Source organism: Arenibacterium halophilum (genome assembly GCF_005938225.1).
In the GTDB taxonomy this organism is placed as follows: domain Bacteria; phylum Pseudomonadota; class Alphaproteobacteria; order Rhodobacterales; family Rhodobacteraceae; genus Arenibacterium; species Arenibacterium halophilum.
In genome coordinates, this window is the sequence record NZ_VCPC01000006.1 from 87,651 (window position 1) to 107,803 (window position 20,153).

General features: G+C 62.3%; 20 protein-coding genes. 19 read left to right on the forward strand and 1 reads right to left on the reverse strand.

What is annotated here, in order from left to right; translation table 11 throughout:
- Window positions 1-50: 50 nt before the first annotated feature.
- The gene (locus FGK64_RS20470) at window positions 51-1,283 is read right to left on the reverse strand and encodes a CaiB/BaiF CoA transferase family protein (RefSeq protein WP_138865733.1); all 1,233 of its coding nucleotides are present in this window, start codon (window positions 1,281-1,283) and stop codon (window positions 51-53) included.
- A gap of 263 nt (window positions 1,284-1,546) precedes the next feature.
- Between FGK64_RS20470 and FGK64_RS20475 the strand changes: the two genes are divergently transcribed.
- The 19 genes from FGK64_RS20475 to FGK64_RS20565 all read left to right on the forward strand — a co-directional run bounded on the left by FGK64_RS20475 (window position 1,547) and on the right by FGK64_RS20565 (window position 20,120).
- The gene (locus FGK64_RS20475; RefSeq protein WP_138865734.1) at window positions 1,547-2,755 is read left to right on the forward strand and encodes an ABC transporter substrate-binding protein; all 1,209 of its coding nucleotides are present in this window, start codon (window positions 1,547-1,549) and stop codon (window positions 2,753-2,755) included.
- 68 nt (window positions 2,756-2,823) lie between these two features.
- Entirely contained in the window at window positions 2,824-3,573 is a 750-nt protein-coding gene (locus FGK64_RS20480; protein WP_138865735.1) for an SDR family NAD(P)-dependent oxidoreductase, read from the forward strand.
- A 4-nt stretch (window positions 3,574-3,577) separates the two neighbouring features.
- Entirely contained in the window at window positions 3,578-4,468 is an 891-nt protein-coding gene (locus tag FGK64_RS20485; RefSeq protein ID WP_138865736.1) for an NAD(P)-dependent oxidoreductase, read from the forward strand.
- Window positions 4,468-5,367, forward strand: coding sequence for a branched-chain amino acid ABC transporter permease (locus FGK64_RS20490; protein WP_138865737.1), 900 nt, complete (start codon window positions 4,468-4,470; stop codon window positions 5,365-5,367). Before FGK64_RS20485 ends, FGK64_RS20490 begins: the two co-directional genes overlap by 1 nt.
- Window positions 5,345-6,346, forward strand: coding sequence for a branched-chain amino acid ABC transporter permease (locus FGK64_RS20495; RefSeq protein WP_210236604.1), 1,002 nt, complete (start codon window positions 5,345-5,347; stop codon window positions 6,344-6,346). Before FGK64_RS20490 ends, FGK64_RS20495 begins: the two co-directional genes overlap by 23 nt.
- Window positions 6,346-7,125 (forward strand): ABC transporter ATP-binding protein, encoded by a 780-nt coding sequence (locus FGK64_RS20500; protein WP_138865738.1) that lies wholly within the window; start codon window positions 6,346-6,348, stop codon window positions 7,123-7,125. The genes FGK64_RS20495 and FGK64_RS20500 overlap by 1 nt, the downstream gene beginning before the upstream one ends.
- On the forward strand, window positions 7,118-7,846 hold the full coding sequence (locus FGK64_RS20505) for an ABC transporter ATP-binding protein (protein WP_138865739.1): 729 nt from the start codon (window positions 7,118-7,120) through the stop codon (window positions 7,844-7,846). Before FGK64_RS20500 ends, FGK64_RS20505 begins: the two co-directional genes overlap by 8 nt.
- 10 nt (window positions 7,847-7,856) lie before the next feature.
- Window positions 7,857-8,657, forward strand: a complete 801-nt coding sequence (locus tag FGK64_RS20510) for an N-acyl homoserine lactonase family protein (RefSeq protein ID WP_138865740.1) — start codon at window positions 7,857-7,859, stop codon at window positions 8,655-8,657.
- 54 nt (window positions 8,658-8,711) lie between these two features.
- Window positions 8,712-9,359, forward strand: a complete 648-nt coding sequence (locus FGK64_RS20515) for a GntR family transcriptional regulator (RefSeq protein WP_138865741.1) — start codon at window positions 8,712-8,714, stop codon at window positions 9,357-9,359.
- A 51-nt stretch (window positions 9,360-9,410) separates the two neighbouring features.
- Window positions 9,411-9,989 carry a cysteine hydrolase family protein gene (locus tag FGK64_RS20520; RefSeq protein WP_138865742.1) on the forward strand — a complete coding sequence of 193 codons (579 nt, stop codon included), beginning with the start codon at window positions 9,411-9,413 and terminating at the stop codon, window positions 9,987-9,989.
- Between the two features lie 198 nt (window positions 9,990-10,187).
- Entirely contained in the window at window positions 10,188-11,411 is a 1,224-nt protein-coding gene (locus tag FGK64_RS20525; protein WP_210236606.1) for an FAS1-like dehydratase domain-containing protein, read from the forward strand.
- A 16-nt stretch (window positions 11,412-11,427) separates the two neighbouring features.
- On the forward strand, window positions 11,428-12,576 hold the full coding sequence (locus tag FGK64_RS20530) for a CoA transferase (RefSeq protein WP_138865743.1): 1,149 nt from the start codon (window positions 11,428-11,430) through the stop codon (window positions 12,574-12,576).
- Complete coding sequence (locus FGK64_RS20535) at window positions 12,573-13,766, forward strand: CaiB/BaiF CoA transferase family protein (protein ID WP_138865744.1); 1,194 nt, start codon at window positions 12,573-12,575, stop codon at window positions 13,764-13,766. Before FGK64_RS20530 ends, FGK64_RS20535 begins: the two co-directional genes overlap by 4 nt.
- Before the next feature lie 17 nt (window positions 13,767-13,783).
- Window positions 13,784-14,629 (forward strand): HTD2 family dehydratase, encoded by an 846-nt coding sequence (locus FGK64_RS20540; protein ID WP_138865745.1) that lies wholly within the window; start codon window positions 13,784-13,786, stop codon window positions 14,627-14,629.
- Between the two features lie 2 nt (window positions 14,630-14,631).
- Entirely contained in the window at window positions 14,632-15,432 is an 801-nt protein-coding gene (locus FGK64_RS20545; protein ID WP_281280429.1) for an HpcH/HpaI aldolase/citrate lyase family protein, read from the forward strand.
- 237 nt (window positions 15,433-15,669) lie between these two features.
- Window positions 15,670-16,629: a TAXI family TRAP transporter solute-binding subunit gene (locus tag FGK64_RS20550; RefSeq protein WP_138865747.1), complete on the forward strand. Its 960-nt coding sequence runs from the start codon at window positions 15,670-15,672 to the stop codon at window positions 16,627-16,629.
- A gap of 7 nt (window positions 16,630-16,636) precedes the next feature.
- The gene (locus tag FGK64_RS20555) at window positions 16,637-18,502 is read left to right on the forward strand and encodes a TRAP transporter permease (RefSeq protein WP_246057846.1); all 1,866 of its coding nucleotides are present in this window, start codon (window positions 16,637-16,639) and stop codon (window positions 18,500-18,502) included.
- Entirely contained in the window at window positions 18,499-19,830 is a 1,332-nt protein-coding gene (locus FGK64_RS20560) for an acyclic terpene utilization AtuA family protein (RefSeq protein ID WP_138865748.1), read from the forward strand. Before FGK64_RS20555 ends, FGK64_RS20560 begins: the two co-directional genes overlap by 4 nt.
- Window positions 19,827-20,120 (forward strand): AtuA-related protein, encoded by a 294-nt coding sequence (locus FGK64_RS20565; RefSeq protein WP_138865749.1) that lies wholly within the window; start codon window positions 19,827-19,829, stop codon window positions 20,118-20,120. Before FGK64_RS20560 ends, FGK64_RS20565 begins: the two co-directional genes overlap by 4 nt.
- Window positions 20,121-20,153: the final 33 nt, after the last annotated feature.

The window sequence follows — 20,153 nt, forward strand, 5'->3', positions numbered from 1 at the left end:
GTGGAGCCAGTCTTACCCTGCAGCGAATCAATGTCAACTGTTGACAGTATCTAGCCGGGAGCTTCTGCCCGGGTCTTTGGCTTTGCCCACAGGGCGCGATCGGGATCTGCAACAACCGCAGCGCCCGATCCGACAAGATCGGCGGCCTCGGCATCGGAATAGCCGATGTCCCGCAGGATCTGGGCAGTGTGTTCCCCAAGCAGCGGAGGCGGCAGGGAGTCTGAAACATCTCCCAGCAAGGGGCCAAGCGGGAGCTCGGGAGTCTGGAATTCATACCCGGCGAATCCGAAGTCAGTCACCTTGTCGCCTGCCTGCGCCTGCGGCGTTTCCAGAACGCGATCCAGCGGCAGAACTTCGGTATGACCGACCCCGCGTGACTCAAGGCGCGCAATGGCCTGATCGAAGTCGCACTCGGCAATCGCGCGCGCGACTATGTGTTCGACCTCGGGCCTTTGCGCACGGCGTTGGCGCAAGGTCGCCAAATCGGGATCTTCCGCAATATCCAATGCTGCGCAGAACTTGCGCCAGTGGTCGTCCGTCAGCATCACCAGATAAATCCAGCGACCGTCGCGGGTTTCGTATGCGCCATAGCCCGGGATCGAAAACTCGGCAGAGGGCTCCTGCTCTGGCCGACCAAGCAGCTGCGATTTCAGCTGGACCCCCAGAAGATCGCGAGCCGCGATATGCAAGCCCGTCTCGTAAAGCCCGATTTCGATATTCCGCCGCTCGTCAGATCGGTCCGACATAAGCGCCGAGAGAATCGCTATGGCCGCGTAACAGCCGGCGAACTGGTCGTGGTAGGACGGACCCAGACGCGCGGGCCGACCATCCGGGCGGTTGTAGTACATGACGCCCGTCGCCGCTTCGGCGATTGGATTCGAGGCGACCTGCTCTGCCAGCGGTCCGGCGCCATAGCCCTTGATGTGGCAGAAAATGATGTTCGGATTGATGTCATTGCAGGCGTCGAAGGTCACACCCAGCTTGCGGGCGGCACTGGGCGACAGGTTGTGCAGCACGATATCCGCGCGGGCCAGCAGCTTTCGAAAGGCGGCCTGGCCCTGCTTTGATGTCATGTCGAGGCACAGGCTGCGTTTGCCCCGGTTAAAGGCGATGTAGCTGCCGCTCGGGCCGCCGCGTACAAGTTTTCGGGTGGTTTCACCCGCGGGCGGTTCGATCTTGATGACCTCGGCGCCGAGTTGATTCAACAGGTGAGCGGCGAAGGGGGCCGCGATCATACTGCCAAGTTCGACCACCGTTTTTCCCGCCAAAACTCCGATTTTCATGCATTATTCTCCGTCATAGACGACCCAAGATCAGCCATTTCATCCGCTTTGTGCAATTTTTCTTGCCATCCTTGCAATGCATAATGCATTATTTGATGCAATCGGTATGGCGCTGATGCAGGAGGTAGCCGATTAAAGAGTAGCCCGGCTAGTGTAAAATGTAAATTGTTGACACTTAGCATTGGTAATGCATCATGCGGCAGTCGGCGAGTGGCCGGCCGGGAATACAAACGACAAAGACAATGCTCCAGGGAGGAGAACTCATGCTAGACGGTATCTGGAAGGGCGTCGCGACAGCCGCCTTCTTGATCGCGCCTTTTGCCGCGACGCAGACCCATGCGGAAACGGGCGTCGATCTGGAAAACAAGGTCATCACGATCGGGGCTTTTACGCCGATCACGGGCCCTGTGCCCTTTTACGCCACCCTCACCCACGCTTCGGAAGCATATTTCAAGATGCTGAACGAATCCGGCGAGGTCGATGGGTGGACGTTCAATTTCATCACCAAGGACGATGGCTATGACCCCGCGCGCAGCGTCGCCGTCGCAAGGTCTCTGGTCGAGGACGACAAGATCTTCGCTCTTGCCGCGCCGCTTGGCACGGCAACCAATGTCGCGGTGATCCCCTACGCCAACGAAGCGGGCGTTCCGATCATCGGACCTGTCGGCGGCGCAAGCCAGTTCTTCGTCGAGCCTTCGGTGTTTCCGCTTCTGCCCGACTATGGTTGGTCTGCAGGGGCGTCGGCGGAATATGCAGCCAACGGCCTTGGACATACAAAAATCGCCCTGCTGTGGGAAAATGACGAACTGGGCAAATCCGCCAAGCGCGGATTCGACCTGGTGATGTCCGACCTTGGAATGGAGCCCGTCGAATCCATCCCGTTCGACGTGAAGACGACAAGCTTCAGCGCACATATCCGCCGCATCCAGAATTCTGGCGCCGAGACGGTTATCCTTTACGGATCGAACGCCAATCTTGCGGCAGCGCTGAAGGCCGCAGATCTGCAGGGCGTCGATGTCGCGTGGTTTGGTCCGTTCTTCACCGCTGACCCGTCGACACTGAAGCTGACCGGCGACCTGCTTGAAGGCGTCTATTTCTCGTCCTGGCTGCTGCCTGTGGCAAGTGACGAACCCGAGATCGTGGCCTATCGGGAAGCGGTTGCCAAATATTACCCGAAAGATCCCGTTGGCGTTCTGGGCCTGAACGGCTGGAGCAACGCGGCGCTGTTCCACAAGGGGTTCCAGATGCTGCTCGACAGCGGCAAGGAGATCACGCGCGAAAATATGGTCGCCGTGATGAACACCATGGAAGACGCGGCCGTCGGCGGCGCACGGGGTGTGACCTTTGTTGAAGGCGACCACCGCGGCACCCGGCAGGAAGGCATCATCCAGTACAAGGACGGCGAATTCGTTCTGGTGCGGGACTTCCAGACCTATCCGTCTGTCGCGTTCGACGCGTCGATGGGCCAGTAATCCGGCCCGCTGCCCGCCGACGCATCCGTCGGCGGGCCTTTGCAATCAAGACACCTCCGGGGGGACCCATGTCATTTATCCCAGTTAGTGGGCCTGCACGTCTGGACGGCAAGGTCGCAATCGTGACCGGCGCCGCAGGCGGTATCGGCCGCGCGACAACGCTCGCCCTGGCCGATGCCGGCGCGACGGTCATCGCGACAGACATCGCTGACAGCGCGCAATTCGAGTCAAATTCGATCTCTTACCGCCGCTACGACGTGACATCGCGCGAGGAAACAAAGGCGATCATTGCCGAAACCAAGGCACAGCACGGCGCGATCGACGCCCTGATCCTCTGTGCAGGGACGATCTCTCACAAGCACCTCGTCGACTCCACGGATGACGAATGGCAGTCGATCCTGGATGTGAACCTGATGGGCGTCGTGAATCCGGTGCGCGAGATTTTTCCCCTGATGGCCGAGCAAGGCATGGGCAAGATCGTCGCCCTCGGCTCCATCGCATCAAAGATCGGCGGCGTCGCCTCCGGGCCGTCCTATGTCGCGGCAAAATCGGCGGTGCATGGGTTGATGAAATGGGTCGCCAAGAACGGAGCCGACAAAGGCATCTATGCCAGCGTGATCGCCCCCGGCCCTGTTGAAACCCCGATGTGGGAAACCGTGACGCAGCGCGCCGCGCCCTCCGCAAACGGCAACGTGCCGCTGGGTCGATACGGTCAGCCCGAAGACATCGCCCAGGCGATCCTCTTCCTCGCCTCGCCCGCCTCCAACTGGATCACCGGAACCGTTCTCGACGTGAACGGCGGCATGTTGATGGATTGAGGCAATGACCAGTACAAACGTTATCGGATTCATCGGTCTGGGTGTGATGGGCGGACCGATGTGTCGCAACATCGCGACCAAACATCCCGGCCGCGTGCTTTGCTTTGACCTGTCCGAAGAGGCGCTTGCCGCGCTTGAGGATACCAAGGTCGAACGCATGGGCAGCATCGAGGCCCTGGCGGCCGCGGCAGACATCGTTTGCCTGTCGCTGCCGGGTGGCCCGCAAGTTCTGAAAGTGGCTGACGCCATCACCAGGGCCGCCGGATCGGGAACGGTCGTGGTCGACCTGTCGACAACGACCGTCGCGGATGCCCGAAAGGCCGGTCAGCTTCTTGATGATCACGGGATCGACTTTGCGGACTGCCCCGTCGCGCGCACCCGCGAGGCGGCACAGCAGGGCAAGCTGAGCATTATGGTCGGCGCCGCGCCAGAGGTCTACGACCGCATCAAACCTATCCTTGATTACATGGCCTCCGACGTCACGCATGGCGGCGATGTCGGGGCGGGCCAGGTGCTCAAGCTGGTCAACAACATGCTGGTGTTTGCCAATACCGTGGCACTGGCCGAAATGATCGTGCTGGGTGAGCGGGCCGGTGTGAGTGCCGATACGCTATTGGACGCGGTGTCCAAGGGATCGGGTGACAGTTTCGTGCTGCGCAATCACGGGCGCAAGGCCATGGCGCCGCGCGACTTCCCCGACAAATCCTTCCCGCCTGAATACGTTCTCAAGGACATCTCTTATGTCTTTGATCTTGCGCAGGAGACAGCGACTCCCCTGCCCGCCGCCGCCGAGGCGCGCGCCTACTATCAGGCCGCGGTCGAGAACGGATTGGGAGGCCGCTATTTTCCTGCCGTCATCCAGCTAGTCGAAAACGGAACTTTCGGGGGGACCTAATGACTTTTTGGGACAGTCTCATCTACGACCTCTTTCCTTTGATGTGGTCGGGCATGATCACCGGTTGCCTCTACGCGCTTGGGGCGCTCGGGCTGGTGATGATCTTCAAATGCTCCAAGGTCGTGAACTTCAGCCACGGCAACGTGGCGGGTTTGACGGCATTTCTTGTCTACGGTCTGTCGTCCGGCGTACTCATGTCGCTGTCATGGGGCGCGGCGGTGCTGGTCGCCATGCTCGCCGCCGTGGCGATTGCCTTCCTGATCTATTCGATCATTTCACCCCTCGTGTTCGAAAGCGACCTGACCTCGACAATCGCCACGCTTGGCTTCGGCCTGATCGCGCAGGGCGTGACCCTGCTGATGTTCGGCGCGGATATCGTGGCGCTTGACCTGCCGATCCCGCGGTTCGCCTTCTCGGTTCTGGGCCTGCTCGTCACGGGCTACGACCTGACCGTGCTGGCGGTCGCGATCGTCACGATCGGCGCGCTGTTCATCGTGATCGACTATACCAAGCTGGGCATCGCCTTCCGCGCGATCTCCGAGAATCCATTCGCGGCCGAAGTCTGCGGTTTGAACCTCAAGTCGGTGCACTACTTTGCCTGGATCACGGCGGCGATCCTCGGGGTGATCGGGGCGCTGCTGATCGTGCCGACAACCTTCCTCTCGGTCACGACCGTGGCAACCTTCATGCTTCAGGCCTTTGCGGCGGCGGTGATCGGCGGCTTTGCGTCCCTGCCCGGCGCGCTGGTTGGCGGGGTGCTGATCGGCGTGCTGATGAACCTCTTCACCTTCTATGTCTCGCCCGAATACTCATCGACCTTCCTTCTTGGGGTCATCCTTCTGGCGCTGAACATCTTCCCGAACGGAATTCTTCAGAATGTCGGAGGCTCCCGTGTCTGACCAGGCGACCCATATGTCACCCGACCGATCCGCAATGGCCCGTCTGTCCGGGAGTATCACCCCCGGCGTGACCGCGGGCATCCTCGTAGCCGTTTTGATGTTCATGCCCTACCTTCTGGGCGGGTCATGGACCTTCACGCTTGGCCTGTGCTTTGCCAATTCCATCGGCGTGCTCGCGGTATCCCTGCTTGTCCGCTACGGCGGCGAAGTCTCGATCGGCCACACCTTCTTCACTGCGCTCGGGGCCTATTCCGTCGGCGTTCTGGACACGCGCTATGGCATTTCGCTCTGGGCCTCGGTGCCGCTGGCGCTGTGTCTCGGCGTAACGCTTGGCCTGCTGTTCGCGTGGCCGTCGCGAAACCTGCACGGCATCTATCTTGCCGTGACCACGCTGGCGCTGGCCCTTGCCGTGCCCGAGATGATCAACAACTTCGACGCGCTTACCGGAGGCTACGAAGGCCTTTATGTCGCGACACCCTTCATTCCGGGCGCAAGCATGGGATTGCAACGCTACTACGTGGCGCTGGCGATGCTGGTGATCGTCTGCTTCGCGGTCGCTCGGCTACGGCTCTCGCGTCAGGGCATGGCGCTGCTTCTGGCGAAGACGCATCCGGCGGCGGCCGACGCCTTCGGCACGCGCCGGGTCTGGGCGCGGATCTCGATCATGGGAATCTCGGGCGGCATCGGTGCGCTGTGCGGGGCGACTTTGGCCTTTTCGGGTTCCACTGTTTCGCCCGGCGGCTTCACCTTCTGGCAGGCAATCTTCCTGCTTGTCGGGTCGGTTGTCAGCTTTTACGGGCTGTCGCTGCCCCGCGTGCTGATCGGTGGTGCCTTTGTCACGCTGGTTCCACAGCTGCTGTCCTCTTCAGGCGCGTGGATCCCGGTATTTTACGGCCTGGCACTGCTCGGGATGATCCTGCTTGGCCATTACATGCCACGCATCCGCAAGGCGATGGCCCGCAAATCGGAGACCGCATGATGGACCAGCAGACACACGCCCTGCGCGGAGAGGGGATCGCGCTGTCCTTTGGTGGGATCAAGGTGCTGAAAGGCCTCGACGTGGAATTCCGTGCGGGCGAGATCACCGGGCTGATCGGCCCGAACGGCGCGGGCAAGACCAGCCTCTTCAACTGCCTCACCGGGGCGTACTCACCTCAGGAAGGGACGATCTCCTACGCGGGCGAGCCGCTGAACGGGTTGCCCCCCGCCGCGCGCGCGGCCAAGGGCATCGTCCGCAGCTTTCAGCATGTCGCACTCTGCCCCGATCTGACGGTCCGCGAAAACGTGATGATGGGGATCGCACGGAACGGAACGGCGGGGTGGTTCTCGGCCTTCCTGCCTCTGACCAAGGGCATTCGCGAACGCGAAGAGATGGCGCGGGCGGCCGATGCCGCCCTGGCGGACCTTGGTCTTCCGGATGTCGGCGACAAGTTTCCCGGCGAACTGCCCCCCGGCATGCAGCGCCTGGTCGAGATCGCGCGCGCGGTCGTCGGCAAACCGTCGGTCCTGATGCTGGATGAACCTGCGGCAGGGCTCAACAACTCGGAAACCCGTGATCTGACGGCGGTGCTGCGCAAACTGGCCTCGACCGACCTGGTGATGGTTGTTGTCGAACATGACATGGATCTCGTGATGTCGATCTGCGACCGCATTTATGTGCTGAACTTCGGCGAATTCGTCGCCGTTGGCTCGCCCGGCGAGGTCCGTACCAACGACGATGTTGTCCGCATCTATCTGGGGAGCGATGACGATGAGTGACCTTCTAAGCGTCGAAAACCTGTCTGTCGCCTATGGCTCAGGCGCCCCGGCGGTAAACCGCGCGTCCTTCGCCGTTGGCGAGGGCTCGGTTGTCGCCCTGCTGGGCGCCAACGGCGCCGGAAAATCCTCGATCATGAAAGCCATCTCCGGTCTGACTCCGGCAACCGGGACAGTCATGTTCAACGGCGAAGACATCAGCACCCTGCCCGCCCGCACCCGCGTCGCCAAGGGGATCGTCTATGTGCCGGAAGGACGCGAGATTGTCGGAGACCTCTCCGTACGTGAAAACCTTGTCCTGGGCGGCTACCAGAAGCCGGCTGCCGAGCGAAAAAGGCGGATGGACATGGTGCTCGAGCTGTTTCCGGAGATTGCCGAAAAGGTCGATCGCCAGGCCTGGCGCCTGTCGGGCGGCGAACAGCAGATGCTGGCCATAGGTCGCGGGCTGGTCGCGGACCCGAAACTCCTGCTTCTCGACGAACCTTCGCTGGGCCTCGCGCCTCTGCTGGTGCGTCGGGTCTTTGACCGGCTTGCCACGATCCGACAGGAATCCGACCTTGCCATTGTGCTGGTCGAACAGAACCTCGCCGTTACGATGCGCCTGTGTGACGAGCTGCACTTTTTGCGCGGCGGGCGGATCGTCGGGCATCGCAGCGCCGAAGAGCTGAAGGACGCAACCGCGCGACAGCAGGCCATCGACGCCTATCTGGGCGCAGCCGCGTAAGGAGTTGCCGATGAAGACCTGGGAAATTTACGCAATCCGCCACGCCACCAACGACTCCCGGACCCGTGGCGTAAACTTCATTTCCGACCCCGATCCGACCGCCCTGCTGACGCTCGACTTCTTCTGCTGGGTGTTGCGAAGTGGCGACGAGGTGATCGTCGTCGACACGGGACTGGACCCGGCCAAGGGCGCCAAGAACGGCCACAGCCAGGTCATCAGCCCGCCCGACGGCTGGGCGGCGCTTGGGGTCGACCCGGCGCAGGTGTCCACCGTGCTGCTGACGCACGCGCATTACGATCACCTCGGTTACCTCGACGCGCTGCCGAACGCACGGTTCTACATGCAGGCCGAGGAAATGGCCTATGTCACCGGCCCCTGGATGGAAAAGCCTACCTTTCGCCACGCCTACTGGCCGGACGAAATCGCGCGTCTGGTGCATCTTCTTTACGACGGACGCCTGCATCTGCACGGCCGCGACCATGATGTAGCCGACGGGATCAGCGCCCATTGGGTCGGCGGACATTGCGCCGGCCAGGAGGTTCTGCGCATCCGGACGGAGCGGGGCTGGGTGGTTCTTGCCTCGGATGCCCTGCATTATTACGAGGAATACGAACGCGGTATTCCCTTCACGGTTGCCTTCAACATTTCCGACATGATTGCCGCCCACGACCGCATCCGTACCCTTGCCGACAGCGACGACCACGTGCTTCCGGGCCATGATCCGCGCCTTCTCGGACTCTATCCAGCGGTCAGCTCCGAACTGGAGGGCAAAATCCTTCGGCTTGACCTCCCGCCGGAGAAGGCGTCATGAAGGGATGCATTTTGCACCCCAGCGCGGCCCGCAGAGGGACGGGAGGGTTCAGCCATGGACGACGTCGTGAAACACCAGACCAAGGAAGAGTATGTTGCGGACTTCCTGCGCGAGGGCATCATCTCGGGCCAATTTCCGCGCGGATCAAAGCTGAAACAGGCACAGATCGCCGAAATGATCGGGACCTCGATCACGCCGGTACGCGAGGCGATCAAGCTGCTGGAGGCCGAGGGCTTCATCCTGGGGTCGTCGCATCGCGGCGCTACCGTGGCCCCCTTCGACATCAACGCGACCGAGGAAATCACCGATCTTCGGGTCACGTTGGAATGCAAGCTGGGCCTGAAAGCCGTCAACCGCCTGTCGAAGAAGGATATCGACGAACTGCGCAGCCTTCAGGACCAGATCGAAGCGGCCGCAGCGCGAGGAGACCGCGACGCCGTCCGTTCGATCAACTATCGCTTTCACGAACTGATCTACCAGGCCGCCGACCTGCCGCAGACCCTGCGCTTCGTCCGCACGCTCTGGGCGCGCTATCCCTTCGACCTGATCAACAAGCTCGACAACCGCATCGACCGCGCCAGCCAGGAACACCGAGAGATGCTAAGCGCGCTCATCGCCCGCGACGAGGCGGCGTTTTTGCAGGCGCTGCGATCGCACATCAGGTCGGCCTGGGACGAGTTCAAGTCCAGCTACACCGAATAACCCGCGCCCCTTCTGGCGCGGTCTTCAACACCGCACCGAAAGGAGACGCAAATGTCCTCTGATACCATTTTGCTTGTCATGGACATGCTGAACGACCTCGTTCATCCCGAGGGCATGGGAGGCAAGACCTATGTTCCGTTGATGCAGGAACGGGGTGTCTACGACGCCACGCAGCTTGCCATATCCAAGGCCCGCGCCGCCGGTGTCATGGTTGGCTACGTCCGTGTCGGGTTTTCGCCGGATTACGCGGAATGCCCGTCCGGCTCTCCGGTGTTTTCCAAAGCTGCCGAGAATGGTGTGTTCAAGCTGGGGGAATGGGGAACAGAGGTGCTCGAAGCCTTCGCCCCGCAGCCGGGCGATCCGGATATCATCAAGCACCGGGTCAGCCCCTTCTACGCCACGAAACTTGAACCGCTTCTTCGGGCGCAGGGCATCCGCCGGCTGGTGCTGTCGGGGGTGTCAACCAATGGCGTGGTCTCGGCCGCCGTGCGCGAGGGCCACGATCGCGACTATGCCTGCGTGCTGCTGGAAGACTGTTGCGCAGGTGCGACCGCCGAAGAGCACGCGCATGCGCTGTCAGGGTTGAAAAGATACGCGCAGGTCACATCGGCCCACGCCTTCGAGTTCTAACGTCTCCAATATAATGCATTAAATAATACATCTGGCCGCGGTTTGCGGCCGGAGCCACCGATTATTTGCATATTTTAACTGGATTTCTTGATATATGCGCCACTTGACCCTCTCAAAAATAATGCATTATATGTGATTCGAGGGCACAGCGTGCCAAATGCGAAATCCGACTTCAGGCCGACAAGGGAGAGCCCCACAGTGACAACCGCAGAAAAAATCAAGCAAGACGACTCCAAGGGTATGGGCGGCGCGCCCGCCGAGGGAAAAATCACCGACGAGGCGATTGCCGCCGCCAAAGACATGATCGGCCTGCAACTGCGCCCCGAAGGCCCCTACCTTCAGGACGCAACGTCCGACACTCTGCGCAACTGGTGTAACGGCATTGGCGATCTCAACCCGCTTTACCGTGATACCGGCTATGGGGCCGCCAGCCGTTTCGGCACGCAGCTCGGCCACCCGATGTTCCCGATGGCGCTTGGTTGGATCGGGCGCACCAGGTGGGGCCTGCCCGGCGTCCACGGGTTTTATGCCGGCAACGATTGGGAAATTTTTCGCCACATCCGCCCGGGCGATCGCATCAACGCTATCGAGCGGGTCATCGGGATCGAGGTGAAGGAATCCAAGTTCTCTGGCCGGCTCGTGCTGCAGTATGTCGAAGCGACCTACTACAATCAGGATGGCGACATGCTGTCCCGGGCGCTTGGCACCTGCACGCGTCACGAACGCAAGGCCGCGCGCGATGCAGGGAAATACAAGGACATCACGACCCACGAATACACCCAGGCCGAGTTCGAGGAACTTGATGCCTGCATCATGGAGGAACCGTCGAAAATCCGCGGCTCCAAGGTACGCTATTGGGAAGATGTCACCGAAGGTGAAACGCTCGACACCATTGTGCGCGGTCCGCTGTCGCTGATGGACACCATGGGATTCCTTGTCGGATCAGGCCGCGGCCACACCCACGGTGTGGTGTTCCAGAATGCGATGAAGCATCCGGGTCATTTCTTCCGCAACCCCGAAGCGGGTGGCGGGATCGAATATACCGGAATCGGACATCATCGTGAATCCACCGCGAAAGAGGTCGGCGTACCCGGTGTCTACGATTATGGCCCGCAGCGCTCTTCGTGGATGGCATCGCTTGTGACGAACTGGATGGGCGACGCGGCCTTCCTGAAGCGGGTCCGCACCGAGATGCGTCGTTTCAACACGATGGGCGACAGCACATGGTGCAAGGGCAAAGTGGCGAAGAAATACATCAAGGACGGTCACGCGCTCGTCGATATCGAGATCTGGGGCGAGAACCAGCGCGGCGAAATCACCACGCCGGGCATCGCCACCGTCGCGCTTCAGTCGCGCGATCCGTCGCTTCGTGTCTTCCTCGACTGCGGAAATCTTGAACTGGACCTGCCCGTCGTCCGCTGAAGAAGGGAGCCCGGCCATGACCGTCAAGCCACTTGCGGGTCTCCGTGTCGTCGAACGCGCCGCCGGCGTGGCGGCCGCTCAGGCCGGGCGCCTCCTGCGTCAGATGGGGGCGGATGTGATCATGGCCGAGCCTCCGGGCGGGACCTCGCTGCGGCAAGAGCCCCCGCTTCTTCCCGGCGGAACAAGCGCGCTGTTCACCTACCTCTCGGTCGGCAAATGCAGCGTCATCTGCGACCCGGACGATGGGTTCCGCAAAGACATCGACGCCCTGCTGGCGACGGCGAACATCCTGATCGACGACACGCCGGTTGCAGACCGCGCCGCGCTTGGCCTCGATCCCGACCGGATCGCCGCAGCGCATCCGCATCTCGTCCACCTCTCGGTCCTGCCGTTTGGCGCCTTCGGACCAAAGGCCGACTGGGCGGGCGAAGAACTGACACTGGTCCACGCGGGCGGCGAAGGGTTCCTGCTGCCGAACGGGCTGTCGGCCGATCTGTTCCCCGACCGCCCGCCGTTGAAAATCGCCGGTCACTTCGCCCAGTTGCAGGGCGGGACAACCGCGGCCATGGCGGCGATCGCCGCGCTCTGGTCGGGCAAGGGACAATTCGTCGATGCCTCGGTTCAGGATGCCAACGTTGCGGTCGGGGCCTTTGCGATCCAGCGCTTTGGCGACGGATCGATCGAACATCGTCTTACCCGGTCCTTCAAATTCGGCGGCGTCATCAAGTGTGCGGACGGATATGTCGAACTGCTGACGCTCGAGTCGCGCCAGTGGCAGGGTCTGGTCGACCTGCTTGGCGCCGACGACTGGGCCGCCGATCGCGAACTCGCGGACGAAGTCGGGCGCAGTGCACGCGGGGCTGAAATCAACCAGCGTATCCGAAGCTGGGCCCGTGGCTGGAAGGTCGAAGACCTGGTGCGCGCGGCTCAGGACCGTGGTGTGCCCATGGCCCGTTACAACACGCCTGCACAGGTTCTTGAGGGCGCACAGGAACGTGCCCGCGGCATATTCCAGGCCGTCGAAGCCGACGGCGGCCCGGTCAAGGTTCAATCCCTTCCATTCCGGTTCGGACCAGAGGCGCTTTCAGTAGATGGGGCGGTTCCGGCACCCGGAGATCAGCAGGCTTTGCTGGACGCCGAAGACGCAAAGAGAGAGACCGCATGAAACCGCTCGCCGGACTTCGCATCGCGGACTTCACCGTCCACGCCGCAGGGCCATTCTGCACGCATATGCTCAGCCAGCTGGGCGCAGAGGTCATCAAGGTCGAAACCGCCCTGCGGCCCGACATCTTTCGCAAGTCCCATGCGGTCTACGGTCGGCAAGGGCCGGCCACCTTCGATCAGGTGTCGTCCAACAAGCTGTCCGTCCGCCTCAACCTGAAACACCCTGATGGGGTCGCGCTGGCAAAACACCTCGTCAGTGTCGCCGACATTGCAGCCGAAAGTTTTCGCGCCGGCGTGATGGAGCGGCTGGGCCTTGGGTACGACGCCCTGCGCGCCGTCAAGCGCGACATTGTCATGGTGTCCGTTTCGTCCTCGGGCCAGTCAGGGCCAGAGAGCCATTTCGCCGGATATGCCCCGCTGTTCGGGGCTTGGGGCGGCATCGGGTATCTCTCCGGCCATGCGGACGGTCCGCCAATGGAAATGCGCCATGTCATGGATCACTCCGTCGGGATGAACGCGGCGCTCGCGACCATTGCCGCCCTGCATCATCGCAGACGCACCGGAGAAGGCAGCCATGTCGATGTGGCGGCGAGAGAGGTCGCCTCTTCGCTCGTTGGTGATGCGCTGACGGCCGCCTCGGCGGGCATCGCCGTCGAACGGATGGGCAATGCCGATCCGCGCCGCGCGCCGCACGGGCTGTATCCCACGCAGGCACCCGACCGCTGGCTGTCGATTGCCGTCGCCTCGGACGCGGCATGGCAGCGACTGGCCGCAATCATCGGACGCCCCGAACTGGTCAGCGATCCGCGGTTCATCACCGCAGACAAGCGCCACGCAAACTGTGCCGATCTTGACGCGCTGCTGACCCGCTGGACATCTGCCCGCGATGGCGAAGAAACCGCCCGACAGCTTCAGTCCGCCGGGATCGCGGCGCATATGTCATGGGCCGCATCGGATATTGTCACAGATCCGCACATGCGGGCGCGCGGATCCATCGTTGATGTCGCCGAAACCAATGGTGTGATGCGCGCCGCCGTCGGGCGCGTGGCGCGGTTCTCGGTCGACGATAGCCCGGGCATCACCCGCGGCACACCCGAACTTGGCGGCGACGAAGCCTATGTCTACGGCGATCTTCTGGGCCTCAGTCAGTCCCGGATCGACGCCCTTGTTGCAGATCGCGCCATCTACTGAAGACTGAAGGATATTCCATGACCGAACCCGACTACTCCGACGCCATCGGCCGCACGGAACGTCACACCGCAATAATTACCGCCGAGAAGGCCGCCGCGCTGGCCGCCACCCTGGATAGGGACGAGACCCCAGCAGATGGCGATGCGCTGCCACCGGGGTGGCACTGGCTCTACTTCAACCCTTTTGTCCAGCGGCGGAATATTGGTGACGACGGGCACCCGAAACGGGGTGGATTTCTTCCAGCCGTGGCCTTGCCAAGGCGCATGTGGGCCGGAGGACGGCTGACATATCATCAGCCTCTTACCCTGGGGACAGAGGCCGAAAAGGTCAGCGAAATCCTGAATGTCAAAGCCAAAACAGGCCGCGCGGGCAGTCTTGTCTTCGTAACCGTGCAACACCGCCTGTTGCAAAACGGCGCCCTGTGCATCGAAGAAGAACAGGACATCGTTTATCGCGAAGCAGCCGCCCCCGGAGCGCCAAGGCCCGCACCCGCCCCGGCCCCGGACAATGCCAGCCGGTCCGAGGTGGTGACGCCCGATCCGGTGCTTCTGTTCCGGTATTCTGCGCTAACCTCGAACGGCCACCGCATCCACTATGATCGGACATATGCCCGCGACGAAGAGGATTACCGGGATCTGGTGGTGCACGGCCCCCTTACCGCAACGCTGCTGCAGGGGTTTGCGACGGCGGGCAAAGGCCGGTTGGCCCGGTTTGAATTCCGCGGCATGGCCCCCCTTTTCGTGGATCGCCCCTTCACGCTGGAAGCGGGATCGCCCGAAAACGGAGTGCTCCCGCTTTGGGCCAAGGGGCCAGACGGCGAATTGGCCATGCAGGCAAGCGCCACGCTTGAGATGCCGCAATGAGGATGCCACGCAGCTATCTATTTGTGCCCGGGCGCATGCCCGACCGATTCACCAAGGCTGCAGCCTCTGGCGCGGACGAAATCATTCTTGACCTCGAAGATGCCGTTGGCCCCGAAACAAAGGACGAGGCGCGCGAACACGTCGTCGGCTGGTTCGCCTCGGGCGGGGGCGGCGTTGTGCGGATAAACGGAATGGAAAGCCCGTGGTTCGACGCAGATCTCGACGCGCTCGCGGATTGCGCGGCGTCGGCGGTGATGGTTCCTAAGGCGACGCCGGACAGCCTTTCTGCGGTGGCCGAACGCTTGCCCGGCCGCGATCTAGTTGCCCTGATCGAAACAGCCGAGGGGCTGGCAGAGCTGCGCAACACGGTCGCCCTTCGCGGGGTGACACGGCTGGCCTTCGGCAATCTGGATTTCGGTGCCGACGCGCGGATTCCCGGCAGCGGCCCAATCCTTGACCCGGCCCGTTTCGAAATCGTTCTGGCCTCGCGGCTTGGTGGCTTGGCGCAACCGATCGACGGTGTGACACCGGAACTCAGGGACCACGCAATCATCGCAAGCGATGTCGCACGGTCCCGTGCGCTAGGCTTCGGTGGAAAGCTCTGCATCCACCCCGACCAGATCGCCGCGACGAACGCGGCTTTCACACCGACGCAAGAGGAACGCGACTGGGCCAGCCGGGTCATCACAACGCTCGACGAAGCAAACGGGTCGGCGGTTCAAGTAGACGGCAAGATGGTCGACAGGCCGGTGATCGAACGCGCGCGGCAGATACTTGCTGCGGTCGGGAGAGACCCGGCGTGAACCCTGCCCTGTGGTCCAAACCTCTTCAAGGGGGGCCTCGGCGCAGACACAATCGCGGCGCAACCAACGATACCCGCCAAGCCCTTATTTGCGGGTGTTTCGGGCAGTTTCCCGCCGAGAACGAATAGCTAGTGTTGATTGTTGACACTAGCTTCGATTGATGCATCATGCTTGCAACCATCTTGGACGGACAAGAACTAAAAAAGCAAAATAAATCAAATTCTTAGGGAGGAAATCATGAAAACCAGACTGTTCGGCGCCTTGAGTGCCGCCTTGCTGACCTGTACCGCAGCCCAAGCCGAAGACATCCTCTTTGGATCAACATCGGCGTCATCCAGCCACTACGGGTATATCGTTGCCGTCGGCAAGCTGATTAACGAAGGCGGGTCCGGTGTGAACGCGACCGTCGTCGAAACAGGCGCAACGATGGACAACATCCGCCGCATGGAGCGCGGACAGATGGACCTGGGCATCGTCACGACCAACGTCGTGCAACATGCCGTGTCGGGAAAGAAGGATTTCGAAGGCAGAGCGCAGGACCTGCAACTGCTCTGGGTCTATTCAACCTCGGTTCAGAACATCGTGGTGCGCGCCGACTCCGGGGTAAAAAGCATAGATGACCTGAACGACGTTCGATTGAACCCCGGTATCAAAGGCTCGGCGACCGAAAGCACGACAGAAGAGGTTTTGACCCTGCTCGGGATCAAGCCGGACTATGTCCGGGGATCGACGACCGATGTGGTGAACAGGGTCAAGGACAACCGCATTTCGGGTTACGTGAAATCCGGCACCGAGACCAGCCTCGACAGTTCGACAATGGACCTTGCCACGGCAACCGAGATACGGATTCTCGGGATTTCCGATGAACAAGCCGCCCTGATCCGCGAGAAAATGCCGGATCTCTCGACCATGACCGTGGCCGCGGGTGTCGCCGAGGGCATTCCCTCTTACACGTCATGGACATTCGGTGTGGGCGTGGCCGCGACCAGCAAAATGAGCGAGGATACCGCCTACGAGATCGTCAAGGCCGTGATGAGCGATACGACAACCCAGGGAATGGCCCTCGCCAGTGTCAAGAACGCAGACCTTGCGCAGCGCACCCTGGATTTCGCAACGGTTCCGCTGCATCCCGGTGCCGTGCGCTGGTTCGAAGAAAACGGGTACACCGTTCCTGACCGGCTGAAGCCGGGCGCGTGAGGCACGCGTGATACTGCCACTGCACATTGTGGCGAAAGCTCTGGCCCTTGTTGTCGGCGCTTTCGTCTTCTTCACCGCAGCTTTCGGCGCCTTGGAAGGCCTGATCCAGCGCGCCGTTTTCCTGGGCCTCGTCGTCAGCCTCGGCTACGCGCTTTACCCCCTGGGCGCAGGAAAGCGGTGGCGGCCCGTCGGGCTTGCCGCTGATCTCGCGCTGGTGGCCGTCAGCCTGGCGGGCTGCGCTTATGTGGTTGTGAACTACGACCGCATCATGAACGAACTGCCCTGGGCGACACCGCTTGATCTTGTTCTGTGTGCCGGTCTTGTACTTGGCGTTCTAGAACTGTCGCGCCGGACGGTCGGGCTGATCTTTCCGGTTCTCGTCGTCGCCGGACTGGCCTACGCCTATTTCGGGCCTTCCCTTCCGGGTGCCATGCGGCACCGTGGATTCGACGCCTACTACATCACCGAAACGGTTTTCCTGGGCGACCTTGGCATTTGGGGTATGCTCACAGGCGTGGCCGCCACGGTCATCGCGGCATTCGTGCTGTTCGGCGCATTGCTGCTGCACACCGGAGGCGGCAAGGCCTTCATCGATCTGGCCATGCGGCTGGGCGGGCGGCAGGCGGGCGGCGCAGCCAAGATCGCGACCATCGCCAGCGGCCTGTTCGGGATGATCTCGGGTTCTTCGGTTGCAAACGTCGCGACGACCGGGAATTTCACGATTCCGATGATGATCCGACTGGGCTACCCCCGCCCATTTGCGGCAGCGGTCGAGGCGGTGGCTTCCACCGGGGGGCAGATCGCTCCGCCGATCATGGGGGCCGCCGCATTCGTCATGGCCGAGATCGTCGAGGTTCCGTATTCGGCGATCATCAAGGCCGCGCTGCTTCCGGCGATCCTCTTCTATATCTCTGTCTTTGTAACCGTGCATTTCGTGGCGCTGCGGCGCGGTCTTGCTTTGGTGCCCGATGACGAATTGCCGCCCTGGGCCAAGATACTGGCGCCCCGCCAGATCGGCCCCGTGCTGATGGCGCTGACCGGGTTGGGAATAGGCTTCTGGCTTGGTCGGTCTGTCGCCACCTCGGCCTTCTACGGGGTGGTCGGCCTGCTGATCGCATTCGTCGCAACGCAGGCAGGCCAGCTCTCTGCCCGCGACATGGCAGGCCGCGTCATTGCAGGGCTTGAAGATGCCGGCCGCGGGCTGGTGATTGTCGGTGTCCTGTTGGCCGGTGCGCAGGTTCTTGTCTCGATGGTCAACCTGACGGGCGCGGGCGTGGCCCTGTCGTCGTCGATCGTTTCACTTGGGGGCGACTCGCTCTGGATCGTTGCCATGATGGTGGGCATCGTCTGCCTTGTCATGGGGATGGGGCTGCCGACAACTGCGGCATATGTTCTGGTCGCGGCCGTTCTTGCCCCGGCTCTGACAGAAGTCGGTGTTCCCGTGCTGACAGCGCATCTGTTCGTCTTCTACTTCGCGACCATCTCGGTCATCACGCCACCTGTCTGCGTCGCGGTCTTCGTCGGGGCAGGAATTGCGCAGACGAACTGGATGCCTGCGGCGATGGAAGCCGTACGCCTTGCGGCGATCACATACCTTCTGCCATTCCTTCTGCTTCTGTATCCGGGAATGGTGCTGGAGGGTGGAGCACTGGCGATCCTGGATGCGGCTTTGGCAGGCGTGCTGCTTGTCTTTGCCATACCTGCCCTTCTTACCCGTATCCGGATCACGCGGCACAGGATGCTTGATCGGGCGGTCCTTGTGTCCGTCATCGTGCTGGCCGCGTGGCCCAATCCCTTCACGCCCTTTCTCGCTGCGGGGATTCTGCTGGCGGCCTGGGGGTCAACCAGACTGACGCGAAAGGTGTCTGCATGAAACCCATTCGTATCGGTACGGGCGCCGGCTTCTCGGGCGACAGGATCGGGCCAGCTGTGGATCTTGCCCGGGACGGCGCGCTTGATTTTCTCGTGTTCGAATGTCTGGCGGAACGTACCATCGCGCTGGCCCAGATCGACCGGCTGCGCAATCCGGCTGCGGGCTATGACAGGCATCTGGAACGGCGCATGCGCGCGGTCCTGCCCGATTGCCACCGCAACGGCACCCGCATCATCACGAACATGGGGGCGGCAAATCCGGAAGAAGCAGCCCGGAAAACCGCCGAAATCGTCGCAGAACTGGGCCTGCCCCTGAAAGTGGCGTCGGTGTCGGGCGATGACGTTCTTGACCGGATCGGCGCTTGCGCCTTGGACGAAACCGGGCAGCCTGCGGCCGCGCTGGGGGACCGACTGGTATCGGCGAATGCGTATCTGGGGGCCGGAGGTATCGTGCAGGCGCTGAACCGGGGCGCAGACATCGTGATCTGCGGCCGCGTCGCTGATCCGTCGCTTTTCGTGGCCGCGATGGTCCATGCCTTCGGATGGTCGCTGGACGACCACCATATGATCGGAAAGGCAACCGTTGTCGGGCATCTGATGGAATGCGGCCCGCAGGTCACCGGGGGCTATTTCGCGGACCCCGGTGTCAAGGATGTGCCCGACCTCGCCACCGTCGGCTACCCCATCGCAGAAGTCGCGCAGGATGGAAGCTGCGTCATCACCAAGCTGCCCGGATCGGGCGGTCTGGTGTCGCGGGCAACCTGTATTGAACAATTGCTCTATGAACTTCACGATCCCGCCCAGTACTTCCAGCCCGATGTCATCGCCGATTTCTCCAGCGTCGATTTCCAGGAAATCGGGCCGAACCGGGTTGCCGTGACAGGCGGTAGCGGAACGCCCGCGACAGGGTATTACAAGGTCTCGGTTGGCGCGCGCGACGGTTGGATCGGACAGGGAGAGATTTCCTATGCCGGACCCGGCGCTGTCGCCCGCGCGCGATTGGCGGGGCAGATCACGACCGAGCGGCTTAGGCCCTTTTCCAATCGCATCGAGGACATGAGAACCGACATCATCGGTCTGGATGCGATCTTGCCGGGCAGTGGCACCGCCCCCGACCCGCGCGATGTCCGCCTGCGAGTGGCCGCCCGCTGCACGGATTCCGAGGCCGCACAGGCCGTCGCCGATGAAGTCGAAGGGCTTTACCTTAGTGGGCCCGCGGGCGGAGGAGGCGTGACAACGCAGCTGCGCGAGGTCATCGGCATCCGCTCGGCATATCTTGCCGCGGCCGATGTTCCGATCAGCGTTCAGATCGTCGGAGAGCCTGCATGAAGCTTCATGACATCGCTCATGGCCGGACCGGCGACAAGGGCACAACATCGAATATCTCGATTATCGCCTACCACCCGGAGGACTGGCCGAAAATCGAAGCAAACGTAACCGCCGACAGGGTTGCCGCGATTTTCGGCCCCGGGGTCAAGGTTACCCGCTACACGCTTCCCCACCTCTGCGCGATGAACTTCGTGGTGGAAAACGCGCTCAAGGGCGGCGTGACACGGTCGGTCGCGATTGATGCACACGGGAAAGGCCTGGTCTACGCCGTGTTGGAGCTGAGCCTGTGACACCCCGGCCCACAGCGTGCGCGACCAGTCCAT